The organism is Streptomyces sp. NPDC029151, from assembly GCF_055564315.1.
Window position 1 is genome coordinate 674,971 of sequence record NZ_JBVHWQ010000003.1, and the last position, 15,183, is coordinate 690,153.

Consider the following 15,183-nt stretch of genomic DNA (forward strand, 5'->3'; position numbering starts at 1 on the left):
GGGCGGACCTGGCCATCGGAAAGGGCGGAGCGTCGATGCGGCTCGTCGTCGATCTCAACAAGTGTCAGGGGTACGCGCAGTGCGCGTTCCTCGCGCCCGACGTCTTCGCCATGCACGGCGAGGAGTCGCTGATCTACAACCCCCGCGCGGACGAGGAGCAGCGGGAGCGGCTGGCGCGTGCCGTCGCCGCGTGCCCGGTGCAGGCGATCACCGCCGACGGACTGGACCGCGTGGGCGAGGTCCGGGAGGCGTCCGATGGCCGCTGACTACGTCGAGTGGCTCAGGCGTGAGGGCCGGGTCGTGATCGTCGGCGCCTCGCTGGCCGGCCTGCGGGCCGCCGAGACGCTGCGCGCCGAGGGCTTCACCGGTGAACTGACCCTGATCGGGGACGAGCCGTACGAGCCGTACGACCGGCCGCCGCTGTCCAAGTCCGTGCTGCTGGGCATGGCGTCCCCGCACCAGACCGAGCTGCCCCACCGCCGGGAGACCGACGCCAAGTGGCGCCTCGGTGTCGCGGCGACCGGTCTGGATCTGACCGCCAAGCGGGTGCGGCTGGCCGACGGGGACGAGGTGGAGTACGACCGGCTGCTCATCGCGACCGGGGTGCGCGCCCGGCCGTGGCCGAAGCCGGAGGAGGCCCGGCTGGACGGCGTCTGCCTGCTGCGCACCCGGGAGGACGCGGCCGACCTGTACCGGCGGCTGAAGGCGGGGCCGCGCCGGGTGTTCGTCATCGGCGCCGGGTTCGCAGGTTCGGAGGTGGCCTCCGCGTGCCGGGAGATGAACCTGCCGGTCACCGTCGCCGAACGCGCGGGCGCCCCGCTGGTGGGCGCGCTCGGCGGGGTCGTCGGCGCGGTCGCCGCCGACCTGCAGACGGAGAACGGGGTGGATCTGCGCACCCATGTCACGGTGACCGCGCTGGAGGGCGACTCGGCCGGCCGGGTGCAGGCGGTCCATCTGTCCGACGAGAGCGTGGTCGAGGCGGACGTGGTCGTGGTCTCGCTGGGCTCGCTGCGGAACACCGAGTGGCTGGAGGGGTCGGGGCTGGGCGCCGGACCCCGGGGCGTCGCCTGTGACGCGGGCTGCCGGGCCTTCGACTTCCGGGGCATCGTCACGGACGACGTGTTCGTGGCGGGCGACGTCGCGCGCTCCCCGCACGCGCTCTTCGGCTACCAGTTCCTCTCGCTGGAGCACTGGGGCAACGCCGTCGCGCAGGCGGAGACCGCCGCGCACAACATGATCTGCCACGGCGCCGACCGGCGCCCGCACCTGTGGATGCCCGCCTTCTGGTCCTCGATGTTCGGTGTGAACATCAAGTCGGTCGGGGTGCCGCCCATGGGCGAGCAGCTCATGGTCACGCAGGGCTCGCTGGCCGAGCGCCGGTTCGCCGCCGTCTACGGGCACCAGGACCGGATCGTGGCCGCCGTGACCTTCGACAACACACGGTGGCTGGAGTTCTACCAGCGGCAGATCGAGCGCGGCGCGCCGTTCCCGGTGGAACACCCGACGATGGACCGGCGGCCCGAGGGCCGGCAGCCGGTGGACGCCCGGTTCCCGGATCCGTCCCTGCCGACCCACGGCCCCATGGTGACCCTCAGCGGTTACTCGCCGGCCGACCAGCAGCTGGTCTTCCACCCCGCCCGCCACTGACCGCCGCCGACGGCCTCGACGCCCCAAGGACCCGCCATGCCGCACGCCTCGATGATGCGCCAGATCACCGACTTCGCGAACCGCGCCAACCCCTATCCGCTGTACGAGGAACTCCGCAGGACACCGGTGCTCCACGAGGAGGAGGACGGCCCGTACCTCATCAGTTCCTACTACGACATCAAGGCGCTCCTCCACGATCCGCGGATCAGCTCCGACGCCGCGAACCTGGCCGCCGCCGGGGACGACGCGCTGGACCAGGCGGAGGAGACGGGCGGGCTGCCGCCGTCCTTCCTGCGCCTCGACCCGCCGGAGCACGACCGGCTGCGGCGGATCGCCAACGGCGCGTTCGGGCCGCCGCACCGGCCGCGGCGGGTCGAGAGCATGCGGGGCCAGATGCGGGACATCGTCACCGGGCTGATCGACGGTTTCGGCGACGCCCAGATCGACCTGGTCGACCAGTTCGCCTACCCCTTCCCGGTGACGGTGATCTGCCGGCTGCTCGGGGTGCCCCGGGAGGACGAGCCGAAGTTCCGTACCTGGGTCGATCCGCTGGTGGCGAGCCTCGATCCCGCCGGCGGCCAGGAGGAGGAGGCCGACCAGCGGAAGAATGCGCTGGAAGCCCGCATGCAGCTCGGCATGTACCTGGCGGGGCTGGTCGAGGAGCGGGCCAGGGAGCCTCGGGACGACATGCTGTCCGACCTGGTGAACAGCCGGGGCCCGGACGGCGCCATGACGATGATGGAGGTGCTCAGCACCTCGGTGCTGCTGCTGATCGCCGGGCACGAGACGACGGTCAACCTGATCACCAACGGCATGCTCACCCTGCTGCGCCACCCGCAGTACCTGGAGCGGCTGCGGGAGGACCCGGGGCTGTCGGTCGACATCGTGGAGGAGCTGCTGCGGTACGAGCCGCCGGTGCAGCTCGTGCCGCAGCGCACCTGCATCAGCGACATCGAGGTGCGCGGGGTGACGATCCCCAAGGGCTCCCGGATCTGGCTGGTGCTGGCAGCGGGCAACCGTGACCCGGAGCGCTTCAAGGATCCCGAGCGGTTCGACCCGGACCGCGGGGACATCCAGCACCTCGGTTTCGGCAGCGGCATCCACAGCTGCTTCGGCGCTCCCCTGGCCCGGCTGGAGACGCAGATCGCGCTGTCCGAACTGGCCCGGCGGCTGGAGAGCCCCCGCCTGGTCGAGGATCCGCCGCCCTACCGGCAGAACGCGGTGCTGCGCGGCCCCCGGCACCTGGGCATCGCCTTCGAGGGACTGCGCTGAGCCCGCGGTCCGCGCGCTGCGTCCGTCCGTGACCTGTGCCGTCGGTCAGTGCGCGGACCGCGTCCCGCGTCGGTCCGTGGCCCGTGTCATTTGCTGACCTCCGCCGGCAGCACCACGCAGACCTCGTACCCGCCGTCGGGTGTCGGGCCCGAGGTCATGGTGCCGCCGAGGAGTTCCGCGCGCTGGCGCAGACCGATCAGTCCGTGGTGTGCGCCGGGCAGCGGGAGGGGCGGCTGGGTCGGCGCGGTGTTGGTGATCCGGACGCGGACGGAACCGTCGGTGTGCAGCACGTCGATGCGCGCGGTCGCGCCGGGGGCGTGCTTGCGCGTGTTGGTCAGGGCCTCCTGGACCGTGCGGTAGACAGCGCGCTGGACGGTGGCCGGGAGGCCTTCGGGCAGGTCCATCCGCAGTTCGGTCTCGATGCCGCAGCCGTCGGCGAGCCTGCGGATGTCGTTGAGCGCCGGCTGCGGGGTCAGTTCCGTGGGCTGGCCGCCGGAGGCACGCAGGACCCCGACCATGTGGCGCAGCTCGTCCAGCGTCTGCACGCTCAGCCGCCGGATCGTCGCCGCGGCCTCCTTGGTCTCCGCGTCGGGCGCCCCGACCTGGAGCGCTCCGGCGCGTACCGCGATCAGGCTGACCTGGTGCGAGACGACGTCGTGCATCTCCCGCGCCAGCTGGGCACGCTCCCTGGCCAGGACGGCCTGGGCCGTCAGCAGCTGCTGGTGGTCCCGGGCCTCGGAGATCTCGGTCAGCCGCAGGGAGAGGGCGCGCCGGGTCCGCACGAGTTGTCCGAGGAAGACGGCGGCGGCCGCCGTGGCGGCGCTGTAGCCGAACGCGATCAGCGTCCGGGTGCTGCTCGGATCGAAGGCGGGCGAGGGCAGGGACAGCGTGTCGCTGAGCGCGAAGGCCGGGACGCACAGGACCAGCAGGGTCCCCGGCCGGCTGAGGGAGGCGAGCGTGTACAGCGCGGCCAGGCAGGCGACGACCGCGTCGGAGAGCAGGACGGCGGGCAGGGCGAGGAGGAAGGTGAGCAGCGGCAGCCGGCGGCGCAGCAGCAGGGCGACGGCGGCGGCCAGGGCGCAGGCCATCCGCAGCGGCTCGTCGATGTCCCAGTGGGCCCACACGTCGAGCAGGGCCATGGTCACCGCCACGCCGTCCAGCACCAGCGGGGTCGGGCGGCGGGTCATCCGGTCCCCTCCGTGAGGAGCCCGGCCCGCTGGGCGAAGAGGGCGGCCTGCACCCTGCCGCTGACCTCGAGCTTGGTGAGGATCGCGCTGACGTGGTCCTTGACCGTGCCGGTGCTCAGGTGCATCCGGGAGGCGATGTCGGTGTTGGACAGGCCCTCGGCGATGAGGACGAGCACCTCGCGCTCCCGGCCGGTCAGCCGGTCGAGGGCCTTGGGCGGGCGCTCCTGCCCCCCGGCACTCAGGTAGCCGTCCACGACGGTGCGCGTGACCTTGGGCGCCAGCACGGTGCCGCCGCGGGCCAGGCTCTGCACGGCCGGCGGCAGCGCCTCGGGGTCGGTGTCCTTCAGGAGGAATCCGGCGGCGCCCGAGCGCAGTGCCGTCTCCACGTACTCGTCCATGTCGAAGGTGGTCAGCATGGCCACCACGGGAGGTTCCGCGAGCCGGCGGATGTCGCCGAGGACGGTGAGCCCGTCGACGTCCGGCATCCTGATGTCCAGCAGGACCACGTCGGGGCGCTGCTCGCGCACCGCCCGCAGGGCCTGGCCGCCGGACACCGCCCCGACGACCTCGATGCCGTCGGCGGCGGAGAGGATGCGCTGGAAGCCCGTGCGGATCAGGGCTTCGTCGTCGACCACCAGTACCCGGATCACGTGCGCTCCAGCCTCTACGGCACCACTGTCCGATTCGTACCACGCCCGGGGCCGCTTCGCCGCCGGGCGCGGTACGGACAGGCGCGCGGCGGCCCGGGTCCGCGATCAGGCGATGGCGGGCCGCCGGGTGGCCGGCAGGGTCAGTACCGCGACGGTCGCCGGCCCGTCGGACGGCTGCCGGCGCTGCGGGACGGTGAACCGGCCGAACCGGGTGCTCCACAGGCCGTCGCGCAGGGTCAGCGTGACCAGGCAGGACGGCGGCACCTCCAGCTGCCGGTGCGCGCGGGCGGGCAGGGACAGGGCGTGGACCAGCGCGGCTCTGATCACGGACGCCTCGGTGATCGTGAGGACGGGGACGGGACCGGCGGGCAGCGCGTCCAGCCAGGCGGCCGTACGACGGCACAGCGCGCGCACGGACTCGCCGCCGTGCGGTGCGGCGTCGGGATCCGTCAGCCAGGCGGAGAGGCCGTGGGGGTCGTCGGCCGCGACGTCCTCGACGGAGCGGCCGTCCCAGCTGCCGAGGTCCAGGTCGCGCAGGGCGTGCTCGGGCAGGGCCTCGATCCCGAGAGCCGCCGCGGTCTGGGCGCAGCGGACGGAGGGGCCCCGGAGCGCCGGCGGGTACGGCGGGAGGGTCGCTTTCACGGCTGCCAGCTCGCGCCGGCGGCCGTCGGTCAGGGCGCCGTCGCCGAAGACCCGGTCAGGGCCGCTGTCCGCGGCGGTCGCGCAGAGCATCGTCAGTCGCACCGTCACCGTCGACCTCCTTCTCCGAGGTTTTCCCCTGCACACCACATCCCAGGGAAGGTGCCTGTTCAACCTCCGGCAGGTGGCCGGATCACCCCCGCCGGTCGGCGGGTTCCTCATCGGTGCGGGGCCGGAGCATGGCCAGGTCGCACTGGTACCAGGTGCCCGGCTCACCGCCGAGGTCGGCGGGGTCGGCCGGCCCGATCGGGACGAAGCCGGACTTGGTCAGCACGCGGTGGGAGGCGGCGTTGCGGTGGGTGGTGGCCGCCCGCAGGGCCCGCAGTCCGTGCCGCTGCGCGGCCAGGCGGCACAGCTCCCGGACGGCCTCGGTGGCCACCCCGCGGCCGGTGACGTGCTGGGCGACCCGGTAGCCGAGTTCCGCCGTCTCGTGCTCGATGTTGACCAGGTTGAACCGGCCGTGCACCGAGCCGTCCTCGGCGAGGAGGAGGTAGAAGGCGCAGACGCCGGCCTCCTGCTCGGCCAGCAGGGCCTTGTACCGGTCGGTGAACTCGTCGAAGTACGCGTCGCCGCGGTCGGGCACGGAGGCGGCGAAGTACGCGCGGTTCGACCGCTCGAAGTCCAGGACCGCGGGGGCGTGGCTGGCGTGCAGCCGTTTCAGCTCGGGCACTGCCCGACTGTACCCGGCCGGGGCGCCGACCCCACCTGGGTTCCCCCGGGCGACCGAGTGCCGCGCGCCGGGTATGCGGGTCAGCAGCCGCAGTCGCCGTCGACCGGCGCGGTCAGGGGGTCGGCCTCCCGGCGGGCCGGGCCCTGCCAGGTCTCGTAGGGGAAACCCTCACGCGCCCAGTACTCGAAGCCGCCGAGCATCTCCTTCACCTGGTAGCCGAGTTCGGCGAGGGCGAGGGCGGCCCGGGTGGCGCCGTTGCAGCCGGGGCCCCAGCAGTACGTCACCACCGGCACGCTCCGGTCGAGGAGCTGTCCGGCCTGTTCGGGGATGAGCGCGGTGGGCAGGTGGACCGCGCCGGGGACGTGGCCCTGGTCCCAGGACTCGGTGGAGCGGGAGTCGACCACGGCGAACCCGGGGTCGCCGCCGGCCGCGAGCGCGGCGGCTACGTCGGAGACGTCGGCGTGGAAGGCGAGGCTCGCGCGGAAGTAGGCCGCGGCCTCGGCGGGAGCGGCGGGTGCGACACGCAGGACGGGGTTCTCGGAAGCCGTGTTGATCATGACGGAGAATCTACGGCCCACGGACCGCTCCCAGAAGCAGGGATCCCCGGGCTTTCCCTTGCCGGACCGGGGATTGCCCTGCTATCCATCCGGGATGACCGTGCATTCCCCGGACGCCACCGACTGGCGCATCCTCGAAGTCCTCCAGCGCGACGGACGGGCCAGCTACGCCGAGCTGGCGCGCGCCGTGTCCATGTCGCCGAGCGCCGTCACCGAACGCGTCCGACGGCTGGAGGAGGCCGGCGTCATCCAGGGGTACGCGGCGGTGGTCGATCCGGAGCGGCTGGGCCTGCCGATCCTGGCGTTCGTGCGGCTGCGCTACCCGAACGGCAACTACAAGCCGTTCCACGACCTGGTCGCGGCGACGCCGGAGATCCTGGAGGCGCACCACGTCACGGGCGACGACTGCTTCGTCATCAAGGTCACCGCGCGGTCGATGTCCCACCTGGAGGAGGTCTCGGGGAGGATCGGCGCGCTGGGCTCCGTGACCACCAGCGTGGTGTACTCGTCCCCGCTGGCCCGCCGTCCGCTGGGCCGCTAGAGCGCCGGGTCCCGGGCCGCCGGGCCGCCGGGCCGCTCGCGAATTAGGACAGAAACTGTCCGCTTTCGCGCCTACCGTGCATGCGACACAGCAGGGCGAGCACGCAGGAGAGTGGCCATGGCATCGATCGTTCTGGTTCCCGGGTTCTGGCTCGGGGCGTGGGCGTGGGACGAAGTGACACCGGAGCTGGAGGCGGCGGGACACGACGTCCACCCGCTCACGCTGACCGGCCTGGGCGACCGGGCGGCCGAGGCCACCCCCGACGTGGACGTCCGCACCCACGTGGACGACATCGTCCGTCTCCTCCACGACCACGACCTGAGGGACGTGGTGCTGGTCGGGCACAGCGGAGCGAACCTGCCGGTCACGGGTGCCGCGGACCGGATCCCGGAGCGGATCGCACGGATCGTGTACGTGGACGCCGGCCCACTGCCCGGCGGCATGGCTGTGATCGACTTCAATCCGCCCGGGACGCAGGAGGAGTGGCGCAGGCAGGTCGCGGAGCAGGGGGACGGCTGGCAGCTGCCGGTACCGCCGTTCGACCGTGCGGCGGACCCGGACAACCTGGCGGGGATCAGCGACGCACACCTGGCGCGCATGGCCAGGCTGGCCACGCCCCAGCCCTTCGCGACCGCCACTCGCCCCCTGGACCGGCCCGCGGTGCCGCCGGACGCGCGCTGCACGGTGATCGCCTCGACGTTCACCCCCGAACAGGTGCGCATGCTCGCCGGCACCGGCAACCCGGTCTTCGCCCCGATGGCCGCGATGGACCTGCGCCACCTGCCGACCGGGCACTGGCCGATGTTCTCCCGGCCGGTCGAACTGGCATCGCTGCTGGACGAGATCGCCCGCTGACCGGTTCGCACCCGTCCGGAGCGCGTCGGACCGCCTCGAAAACCGGCCCCGACCGGCCTCACGCCACGCCCCGGTGCCGCAGCGTCGAGCCCGATCTGTCCTTCACCACCTCCAGCTGGGCGTGGATCCGGCGGCGCAGGTCGGGGACGTGGCTGACGATGCCGACGCTGCGGTCCCGTTCCCGCAGGCTGTCGAGGACGTCCAGGACCTCGTCCAGGGTCTGGTCGTCCAGGCTGCCGAAGCCCTCGTCGATGAAGAGGGTGTCCAGCCGGACGCCGCCCGTCTCGTCGGTGACGACGTCGGCGAGGCCGAGGGCCAGGGCGAGGGAGGCGAAGAAGGTCTCGCCGCCGGACAGGGTGGCGGTGTCCCGCTCCCGCCCGGTCCAGGCGTCCACCACGTGCAGCCCGAGCCCGCTGCGTCCGCGCCCGGTGCGGTCGTCGGAGTGGACCAGGGTGTAGCGGCCGGAGGACATGCGCTGGAGGCGGACGGTCGCGGCGGCGGCGACCTGCTCGAGCCGGGCCGCGAGGACGTACGACTCCAGGCGCATCCGGCGTTCGTTGTCGGCGGAGGTGCCCGCCGTCAGGGCGGCGAGCCGGGCCACCCGGTCGTACTCCTCGCGCAGCGGGCCGAGCCGGCGTACGGCCTCGGCGGCGCGGGCGGAGAGGCGGTCCAGCTCGGTGCAGCAGCGGGCGGCGGCGTCGCGCGCGGAGGCGGCCTCGCGCAGCCGGCGTTCCGCGGCGGCCGCCGTGCGCTCGGCCTCGGCCGGGTCGGCGGGCGGCTGCTGCGCGGCCGCGGCGGTGCCGGGCTCGGCGAGGACCGCGCGGACGGCGGCCTCCTCCTGCTGCCAGGCGTCGAGGCGGTGCTGCAGCTCGCGGTGGGCGGCGGGGTCCAGGAGGGCCGCCGCCGCGGCCTGCGGGGTGTCGAAGCCGGCCCGGTAGGCGGCGTCGGCGAGCCGGGCGTCGGCGTCCTTCAGCCGCTGGGCGGCGTCCTCCGCGGCGCGCACGGCGTCGGCGGCGTCGGTGAGCCGTGCCGCCCGCCGCTCCAGCTGCGCGGCGCGCGCTGCCACGCTGTCGGCGCCGCCTCGGGCCTGCTCCAACTCCGCTTCGAGCAGAGCCTGTTCGCTCTCCAGGGTCTCCCGCCGGGTGAGCCGGGAGGCGGCCCGTACGGCGGCCTGCTGGCGGTCGGCGAGCCGCTGCTCGCGCTCCTGCTCGGCCCGTCGCAGCTCCTGCTGGACGGCGTGCAGCGCGGAGGCCTCCCGGCGGGCGAGGGCGTACTCCTGCTCCAGCCGCTCCGCCTCCGCGGCGAGCCGGTCGGTGGGGGTGTCACCGGCCTCGGCGGTGGCGGCGGCGAGGGCCTCGCGGACCGCGCCGAGGTGCCGCTCGTCCTCGGTGTGCTCTTCCTCGGCCCGCTGGTGGGCGGCGAGGGCGCGGTCCTCGGTCTCGCGGTCGACGTGTCCGGCGACCTTGCGGGCGGGGGCGGGGTGATCGGTGGCCCCGCAGACCGCGCAGGGCTCGCCGTCGGTGAGGTGGGCGGCCAGTTCGGCGGCGATGCCGTTCAGCCGCTGTTCCTTGAGGTCGAGCCAGTGGGTGCGGGCGTCGAGGGCGCGCTGCCGGGAGGCCTGTGCGCGCTGCCCGGCCCGGTCGAGGTCGGCGGCGAGCCGGTCGCGGGTGCGGGCCGCGTCGAGCCGCCGCCGCATGGGTTCGCGCTGGACGGCGAGCTGTTCGGCACGGGTGGCGGCCTCCTGGGCGCAGTCCAGGCGGGTCTGGAGGGCGGCCCGGGCGGTGTCCCAGTCGGCGAGCCAGGCCTCGGCCTCGCGCAGCACGTCGTCGTCGGCGCGTTCCTGACGGTCGAGTCCGGCGCGTTCCTCGGCGAGTTCCGCGAGCCGCCGCTCCGCCCGCCGGGCCGCGTCCAGTCCGCCCAGTTCCTCGGCGGCCCGGCGGGCGGCCGCGGCGAGTGAACTCGCGCCGGCGTCGGCGTGGGCGTCCGGGAGCAGCGCACGCGCGTGCGCCTCGGCCGCCGCGGCCCGGCGGTGTTCCCTCTCGGTCTCCTCGCGCAGCTCCAGGGCGGGTGCGACCGCCTCCGCCTTGCGGGCCCGCTCCATGCGTTCCTGGTTCTCGCGGTGGGCGCCGGCCCGTTCCCGCAGGCGCTCGGCGCGCTGCCCGGCCTCGGCGAACCTGCTCTGCAGCCGGGCGAGTTCGCGGGTCTCCTCCAGGGCGCGGCGGGCCGCGGCGTGGGCGGACTCGGCGGCGGAGAGCCGGCAGTGGGCGACGGCGAGGCGTTCCCGGGCGGTGCTGCGGGCGATCGCGGCGGCGCCGAGGACGGCTTCGGCCACGCCCGGGTCGCCGGCCGCGAGCTCGGGCAGCTCCATGGCGTCGCCGGCCTCCTGCTGCATGCGGTGGGCGTCGGCGAGCAGGGCGGTGTCGCCCTCGCGCACGCGTGCCTCGGTGGCGCGGCGGCGTTCGGCGAGGCGTTTCTCGACGTCGGCGAAGCGCCGGGTGTCGAAGAGGCGGCCGAGCAGCTTGCTCCGGGCCTCGGCGTCGGCGCGCAGGAAGCGGGCGAAGTCGCCCTGGGGCAGCAGGACGACCTGGCAGAACTGTTCGCGGCTCATGCCGAGCAGCTGCTCGACCTCGGTGCCGATCTCCTGGTGGGAGCGGCTGAGGTCCTTCCAGGTGCCGGCCTGGGCGTCGTACTCGCGCAGCCAGGTCTGGGCCTTGTCGACCGTCAGGCCCGTGCCGCGCAGCTTGGGCCGCTCCCACGGGGGCTGGCGGGTGATCTCCAGCCGGCGTCCGGCGACGGTGAGTTCGAGGCGGACCTCGGTACGGGTGCCCGGCTGGGCGTGGTCGCTGCGCAGGTTCATGCCCTGGCCGCTCTGCCGGGCGCCGGGGACGGTGCCGTAGAGGGCGTAGGCGACGGCGTCCAGGACGGAGGTCTTGCCGGCGCCGGTGGGGCCGTGCAGCAGGAACAGGCCGGCGGCGGACAGCGCGTCGAAGTCGACGGTCTGGGCGCTGCCGAAAGGCCCGAAGGCGGTGACGTCGAGCCGGTGCAGCCTCACCGGGCCACCTCCCGCACGGTGTGGTCGGCGCGTACGGCGTCGAACGCCTCGCGCAGCACGGCCGCCTCCCGCTCGTCGGGTGCGGCGCCGCGCACATGGGTGACGAAGTCCTGGGCGATCTGCTGGTCGCTGCGGCCCGCGAGGCGCCGGGCGTACGACACCCCGGCCTCCTCGGGGGCGCGTTCGGGGGCGAAGACCAGGCTGAGGGTGTGCGGGAAGCGTTCGGTGAGCCGGGCCATGGGGTCGGCCGGGCGGACCGGGTCGGTGAGGGTGGCCTCGACCCAGGCGTCCTCGTGGCGGGTCAGCGCCGGGTCGGCGAGGAGGCCGTCCAGGGTGCCGCGGAGGCGGGCGAGCGGGCGGGGCACCGGGCAGTCGACGCGTTCGGCGGTGACGGAGCCGTCCGCGTCCAGGTCGACCAGCCACATGCTCTTGCGGTGGCCGGCCTCGGAGAAGGAGTAGGCGAGCGGCGAGCCGGAGTAGCGCACGCGCTCGGTGAGGGTCTGGCAGCCGTGCAGGTGGCCGAGCGCCACGTAGTCGACGCCGTCGAAGACTCCGGCCGGTACGGCGGCCACTCCTCCGACGGTGATGTCCCGCTCGCTGTCGCTGGCCTGGCCGCCGGTGACGAAGGCGTGGGCGAGGACGACGGAACGCGTGCCCCGCGCGCGCGTGGCGAGGTCGGCGCGGACGCGGTCCATGGCGGCGCCGAGCACGGCCTCGTGACCGGCCCTGTCGACGCCGAACTCGTCCTTCACCAGGGCCGGTTCGAGGTACGGCAGGCCGTAGAAGGCGACCTCGCCGTGGGCGTCCGCCAGGATCACCGGGGTGCCGGCGGCGGCGGGCTCGGTGCGCAGGTGGATGCCCGCGCGGCCGATGAGTCCGGCGCCGACGCCGAGGCGGCGGGCCGAGTCGTGGTTGCCGGAGATCATCACCGTGGGCACGCCGAGGTCGGCGAGGCGGTGCAGGGCGGTGTCGAACAGCTCGACCGCGGCGAGCGGCGGCACCGCGCGGTCGTACACGTCGCCCGACACGACCACCGCGTCCACCTCGCGCTCACGCACGGTGGTGACGAGGTGACCGATGAACTCGGCCTGCGCCCCGAGCAGGTTCACCCGGTGGAAGGCCCGGCCGAGATGCCAGTCGGACGTGTGCAGGAGTCTCATGAGCCCCGAGACTAACGGCCGGGTCGGACATCACGGGCGGTCCCGCCCGCACCAGGCCGGCATCACCCCACCTCCACAGAGGCGTTATGTCCGTTTAGCGTCAATTATCGTGCGTCGCCGTAGGCTTCGCCGCCGAGTTCGAAGCCGGCCGTGCCCGCCGTCACATCGGCCAGCCAGCCGCGGAAGGCGTCCACGTCGGCGTCCGGCAGGCCGATCTCGATGGTGACGGCCTCGCCGTAGCGGACGTCCCGCACCTCGCGGCCGGTGGCGCGCAGGTCGTTCTGCACCTTCCCCGCGCGCTGGTGGTCGACGGTCACCGTGGCGAGCCGGAAGCGGCGCCGGGTGATCGTGCCGAGCGCGTCGAGGGCCTCGCCCACGGAACCGCCGTAGGCGCGGATCAGTCCGCCGGCGCCGAGCTTGACGCCGCCGTAGTAGCGGGTGACGACGGCGACGACGTACCGCATGTCGCGGCGCAGCAGCATCTGCAGCATGGGCACGCCGGCGGTGCCGCCCGGTTCGCCGTCGTCGCTGGCCTTCTGCACGGAGGCGTCGGCGCCGATGACGTAGGCCCAGCAGTTGTGCGTGGCGTCGGCGTGCTCCCTGCGCACGGCGGCGACGAAGTCCTGGGCCTCCCGCTCGGTGGCGGCCGGGGCGAGGGCGCACAGGAAGCGGGAACGGTTGATCTCGGTCTCGTGCACGCCCGCGCGGGCGACTGTGCGGTACTCGTCCTGCATCCCGCCAGCCTATGCGAGCGGCGGAAGCCCCCGGTCAGCCGTTCTTCCTCGCCCCGCGCGCCACCGTGAACCGGGTGAGCAGGGCGCCGCCCGGGGCGAGGTCCGCCCAGTCGGTGCCGTGCCAGGCGAGCACGGCGATCGCGGCGGTGGGGAACCTGGCGCGGACCCTTTGCAGTGTGTCGTCGAGGCCGTCCGCGGCCAGTGCCCGCACCAGTTCCTCCAGACCCGGGTTGTGCCCGGCCAGCAGCAGTGTCCGCACCTCGGCCGGCACCTCGCGCACCACCTCAAGCAGCTGCCGCGCGCCCGCCGCGTACAGCCGCCGGTCGTAGCGCACCGGCGGCGGGGTGGCCCATGCGGCGGAGGCCAGCTCCCAGGTGCGGCGGGCGCGGACGGCGGTGGAGCACAGGGCGAGGGCGGGCAGGGTGCCGGCGGCGAGGGCGCGTCCGGCGGCCGGGGCGTCGCGCAGCCCGCGCGGCGCGAGGGGCCTGTCGTGGTCCGCGACCCCCTCGGGCCAGGCGGACTTCGCGTGCCGCAGCACCACCAGCCGGCGCGGCGGACCGGCCCCCGCGGGCCGGTTCACGCCGGGCCCCCGATGTCGCGCGCGAGGTCGAGGGCGAGCAGGCGGTCGGCGTAGGCGTACGTCTCGAAGCGGGCGCCGTCCGGGATCCCGGGCGCGCTCTCCACGTCGCGCAGGACACCGAGCACCGCGGGCAGGTCCAGGTCGTCCTCCCAGGCGGCGCGGAGCCGGTCCCGCACCTCGGCGGGCACCGGCCGGGAGGGCCGCCGGGCCCAGCCGGCGACGGCCCGCCGCCATCGGGCGAGGCTCCGCGCGGCGTCGTCGAGGGCGGCCGGGCCCAGCCGCGCGGGTTCGCTCCGCGGGACGGCGAGGAGGGCGAGACGGAGGGCGGAGGGGTCGGACAGGAGCAGCGGGAGGGCGGAGGGGGGAGCGGGATCGGCGGTCCCGTCGGGGACGACACCGGGACCGGACCGCTCACCGGAACCAGCACCAGTACCAGCACCATCGGCATCGGCATCCCCCGCGTCGCCGTCGGCCCCGGCCCGCCCCGGCGGCACCCCATCCGCGCGGGCACCGGCTCCCTCAGGCGCCTCCGCACCGGACGCGTCCTCCGCCGTCCCGTCGGCACCGGCGGATCCCTCCGCCTCCCCGCCGCCGCCCCGGCCTCCCGCCTCGCTCCGCTCGCCTTCCGCGGCCCACTCCACCGGAGCCACCGACACCACCGGCCCCTCCCCGAGCTCCCTCTCGGCGCCGCGCTGGGCCACGTGGAGGAGCTGGGCCTCGCCCAGTCCGGAGGCGAGGTCGCGGTCGTGCTCGAAGGGGCGGACGGCGAGGCGGGTGGCGGCGGCGCGCAGCTCGGGCCGGTCGCGGGGGGCGGTGAGGATCGTCCAGACCGGCGTGCCGCCCAGTTCCAGGGCGCGGACGAGCAGGTCGGCGGTGAGCAGCACGCGCAGGCCCGTCGGGTCCAGGCCCAGGGCATGGGCCTCGATGCGGGTCAGGCCGCGGCGGGCGGGCGCGGCGGGTACGGGCTCACCGGTTCTGGCGTCGAGGATGCGCAGCACGGGGTGAGCGTAGGCGGACGGACGGCCGTATGCAGCGGCTTGCGCCGATTCCGGACAGCGTGCCGGGTACGGCGGGAATCCGGACCCGTCGGGACGACGTTGCCCCGACACCCTGTTCCCCGCAGCCCGAGGAGGCGGCCGATGTACGGCGACGAGGCGACTGTCCGCAGGATTCTGACCGAGCTGGGCGACACCTGGGCGGTGGTCGGCCTGTCCTCGAACCAGCGCCGGGCCGCCTACGGGGTGGCGCGGGTGCTGCAGCGGTTCGGCAAGCGGATCGTGCCGGTGCACCCGAAGGCCGAGACGGTGCACGGGGAGCGCGGCTACGCCTCCCTCGCGGACATCCCCTTCGACGTGGACGTGGTCGACGTCTTCGTGAACGGCGAGCTCGCCGGTGCGGTGGCGGACGAGGCCGTGACGAAGGGCGCGCGGGCGGTGTGGTTCCAGCTGGGCGTGGTCGACAAGGCCGCGTACGAACGGACCCGGGCGGCGGGCCTGGAGATGGTCATGGACCGGTGCCCGGCGATCGAAATTCCCCTGCTGGACTAGCTGTCTCACTTTCTTCTCACAATTCCTCGATG

Annotated in this window: 16 protein-coding genes; 6 read left to right on the forward strand and 10 right to left on the reverse strand. The window is 74.7% G+C overall.

The annotated features are described in order from the left end of the window. The first annotated feature begins 35 nt into the window (after positions 1-35). Genes ACZ4VF_RS16045 through ACZ4VF_RS16055 form a run of 3 tightly spaced genes read left to right on the forward strand, consistent with a single transcriptional unit; the run spans position 36 to position 2,919 of the window. Positions 36-266 carry a ferredoxin gene (locus ACZ4VF_RS16045; RefSeq protein WP_388328053.1) on the forward strand — a complete coding sequence of 77 codons (231 nt, stop codon included), beginning with the start codon at positions 36-38 and terminating at the stop codon, positions 264-266. Continuing rightward, positions 256-1,647: an NAD(P)/FAD-dependent oxidoreductase gene (locus ACZ4VF_RS16050; protein ID WP_467926434.1), complete on the forward strand. Its 1,392-nt coding sequence runs from the start codon at positions 256-258 to the stop codon at positions 1,645-1,647. Before ACZ4VF_RS16045 ends, ACZ4VF_RS16050 begins: the two co-directional genes overlap by 11 nt. Positions 1,648-1,683: 36 nt before the next feature. Next, positions 1,684-2,919, forward strand: a complete 1,236-nt coding sequence (locus ACZ4VF_RS16055; protein WP_467926436.1) for a cytochrome P450 — start codon at positions 1,684-1,686, stop codon at positions 2,917-2,919. An 86-nt stretch (positions 2,920-3,005) separates the two neighbouring features. Here the strand turns inward: ACZ4VF_RS16055 and ACZ4VF_RS16060 are convergent, their stop codons facing one another. From ACZ4VF_RS16060 to ACZ4VF_RS16080, 5 genes are all read right to left on the reverse strand, one after another. Beyond that, on the reverse strand, positions 3,006-4,106 hold the full coding sequence (locus ACZ4VF_RS16060) for a sensor histidine kinase (RefSeq protein WP_467926437.1): 1,101 nt from the start codon (positions 4,104-4,106) through the stop codon (positions 3,006-3,008). Continuing rightward, positions 4,103-4,756 (reverse strand): response regulator, encoded by a 654-nt coding sequence (locus tag ACZ4VF_RS16065; RefSeq protein ID WP_467926438.1) that lies wholly within the window; start codon positions 4,754-4,756, stop codon positions 4,103-4,105. Before ACZ4VF_RS16065 ends, ACZ4VF_RS16060 begins: the two co-directional genes overlap by 4 nt. 105 nt (positions 4,757-4,861) lie before the next feature. Beyond that, positions 4,862-5,506 carry a histidine phosphatase family protein gene (locus ACZ4VF_RS16070; protein ID WP_467926439.1) on the reverse strand — a complete coding sequence of 215 codons (645 nt, stop codon included), beginning with the start codon at positions 5,504-5,506 and terminating at the stop codon, positions 4,862-4,864. 82 nt (positions 5,507-5,588) lie between these two features. Further along, positions 5,589-6,125 (reverse strand): GNAT family N-acetyltransferase, encoded by a 537-nt coding sequence (locus ACZ4VF_RS16075; RefSeq protein WP_467926441.1) that lies wholly within the window; start codon positions 6,123-6,125, stop codon positions 5,589-5,591. Between the two features lie 80 nt (positions 6,126-6,205). Then, positions 6,206-6,682 (reverse strand): rhodanese-like domain-containing protein, encoded by a 477-nt coding sequence (locus ACZ4VF_RS16080; RefSeq protein ID WP_467926442.1) that lies wholly within the window; start codon positions 6,680-6,682, stop codon positions 6,206-6,208. Positions 6,683-6,776: 94 nt separating this feature from the next. Here ACZ4VF_RS16080 and ACZ4VF_RS16085 point away from each other — a divergent pair, with 94 nt between their 5' ends. Next, positions 6,777-7,223: an Lrp/AsnC family transcriptional regulator gene (locus ACZ4VF_RS16085; protein WP_467926443.1), complete on the forward strand. Its 447-nt coding sequence runs from the start codon at positions 6,777-6,779 to the stop codon at positions 7,221-7,223. 117 nt (positions 7,224-7,340) lie between these two features. Next, positions 7,341-8,078: an alpha/beta fold hydrolase gene (locus ACZ4VF_RS16090; protein WP_467926445.1), complete on the forward strand. Its 738-nt coding sequence runs from the start codon at positions 7,341-7,343 to the stop codon at positions 8,076-8,078. 58 nt (positions 8,079-8,136) lie between these two features. Here ACZ4VF_RS16090 and ACZ4VF_RS16095 read toward each other — a convergent pair whose 3' ends face one another. The 5 genes from ACZ4VF_RS16095 to ACZ4VF_RS16115 form a co-directional block, all read right to left on the reverse strand. Continuing rightward, positions 8,137-11,130, reverse strand: coding sequence for an AAA family ATPase (locus ACZ4VF_RS16095; protein WP_467926446.1), 2,994 nt, complete (start codon positions 11,128-11,130; stop codon positions 8,137-8,139). Then, positions 11,127-12,290: an exonuclease SbcCD subunit D gene (locus ACZ4VF_RS16100; protein ID WP_467926447.1), complete on the reverse strand. Its 1,164-nt coding sequence runs from the start codon at positions 12,288-12,290 to the stop codon at positions 11,127-11,129. The genes ACZ4VF_RS16095 and ACZ4VF_RS16100 overlap by 4 nt, the downstream gene beginning before the upstream one ends. A gap of 104 nt (positions 12,291-12,394) precedes the next feature. Continuing rightward, positions 12,395-13,024 (reverse strand): YigZ family protein, encoded by a 630-nt coding sequence (locus ACZ4VF_RS16105; protein ID WP_467926449.1) that lies wholly within the window; start codon positions 13,022-13,024, stop codon positions 12,395-12,397. Between the two features lie 34 nt (positions 13,025-13,058). Continuing rightward, positions 13,059-13,604, reverse strand: coding sequence for a SixA phosphatase family protein (locus tag ACZ4VF_RS16110; RefSeq protein ID WP_467926450.1), 546 nt, complete (start codon positions 13,602-13,604; stop codon positions 13,059-13,061). Next, positions 13,601-14,602, reverse strand: coding sequence for a hypothetical protein (locus ACZ4VF_RS16115; protein ID WP_467926451.1), 1,002 nt, complete (start codon positions 14,600-14,602; stop codon positions 13,601-13,603). The genes ACZ4VF_RS16110 and ACZ4VF_RS16115 overlap by 4 nt, the downstream gene beginning before the upstream one ends. Before the next feature lie 141 nt (positions 14,603-14,743). On the opposite strand from ACZ4VF_RS16115, the gene ACZ4VF_RS16120 reads away from it, so the two are divergent. Further along, on the forward strand, positions 14,744-15,151 hold the full coding sequence (locus ACZ4VF_RS16120; RefSeq protein WP_467926453.1) for a CoA-binding protein: 408 nt from the start codon (positions 14,744-14,746) through the stop codon (positions 15,149-15,151). The last annotated feature ends 32 nt before the right edge of the window (positions 15,152-15,183 follow it).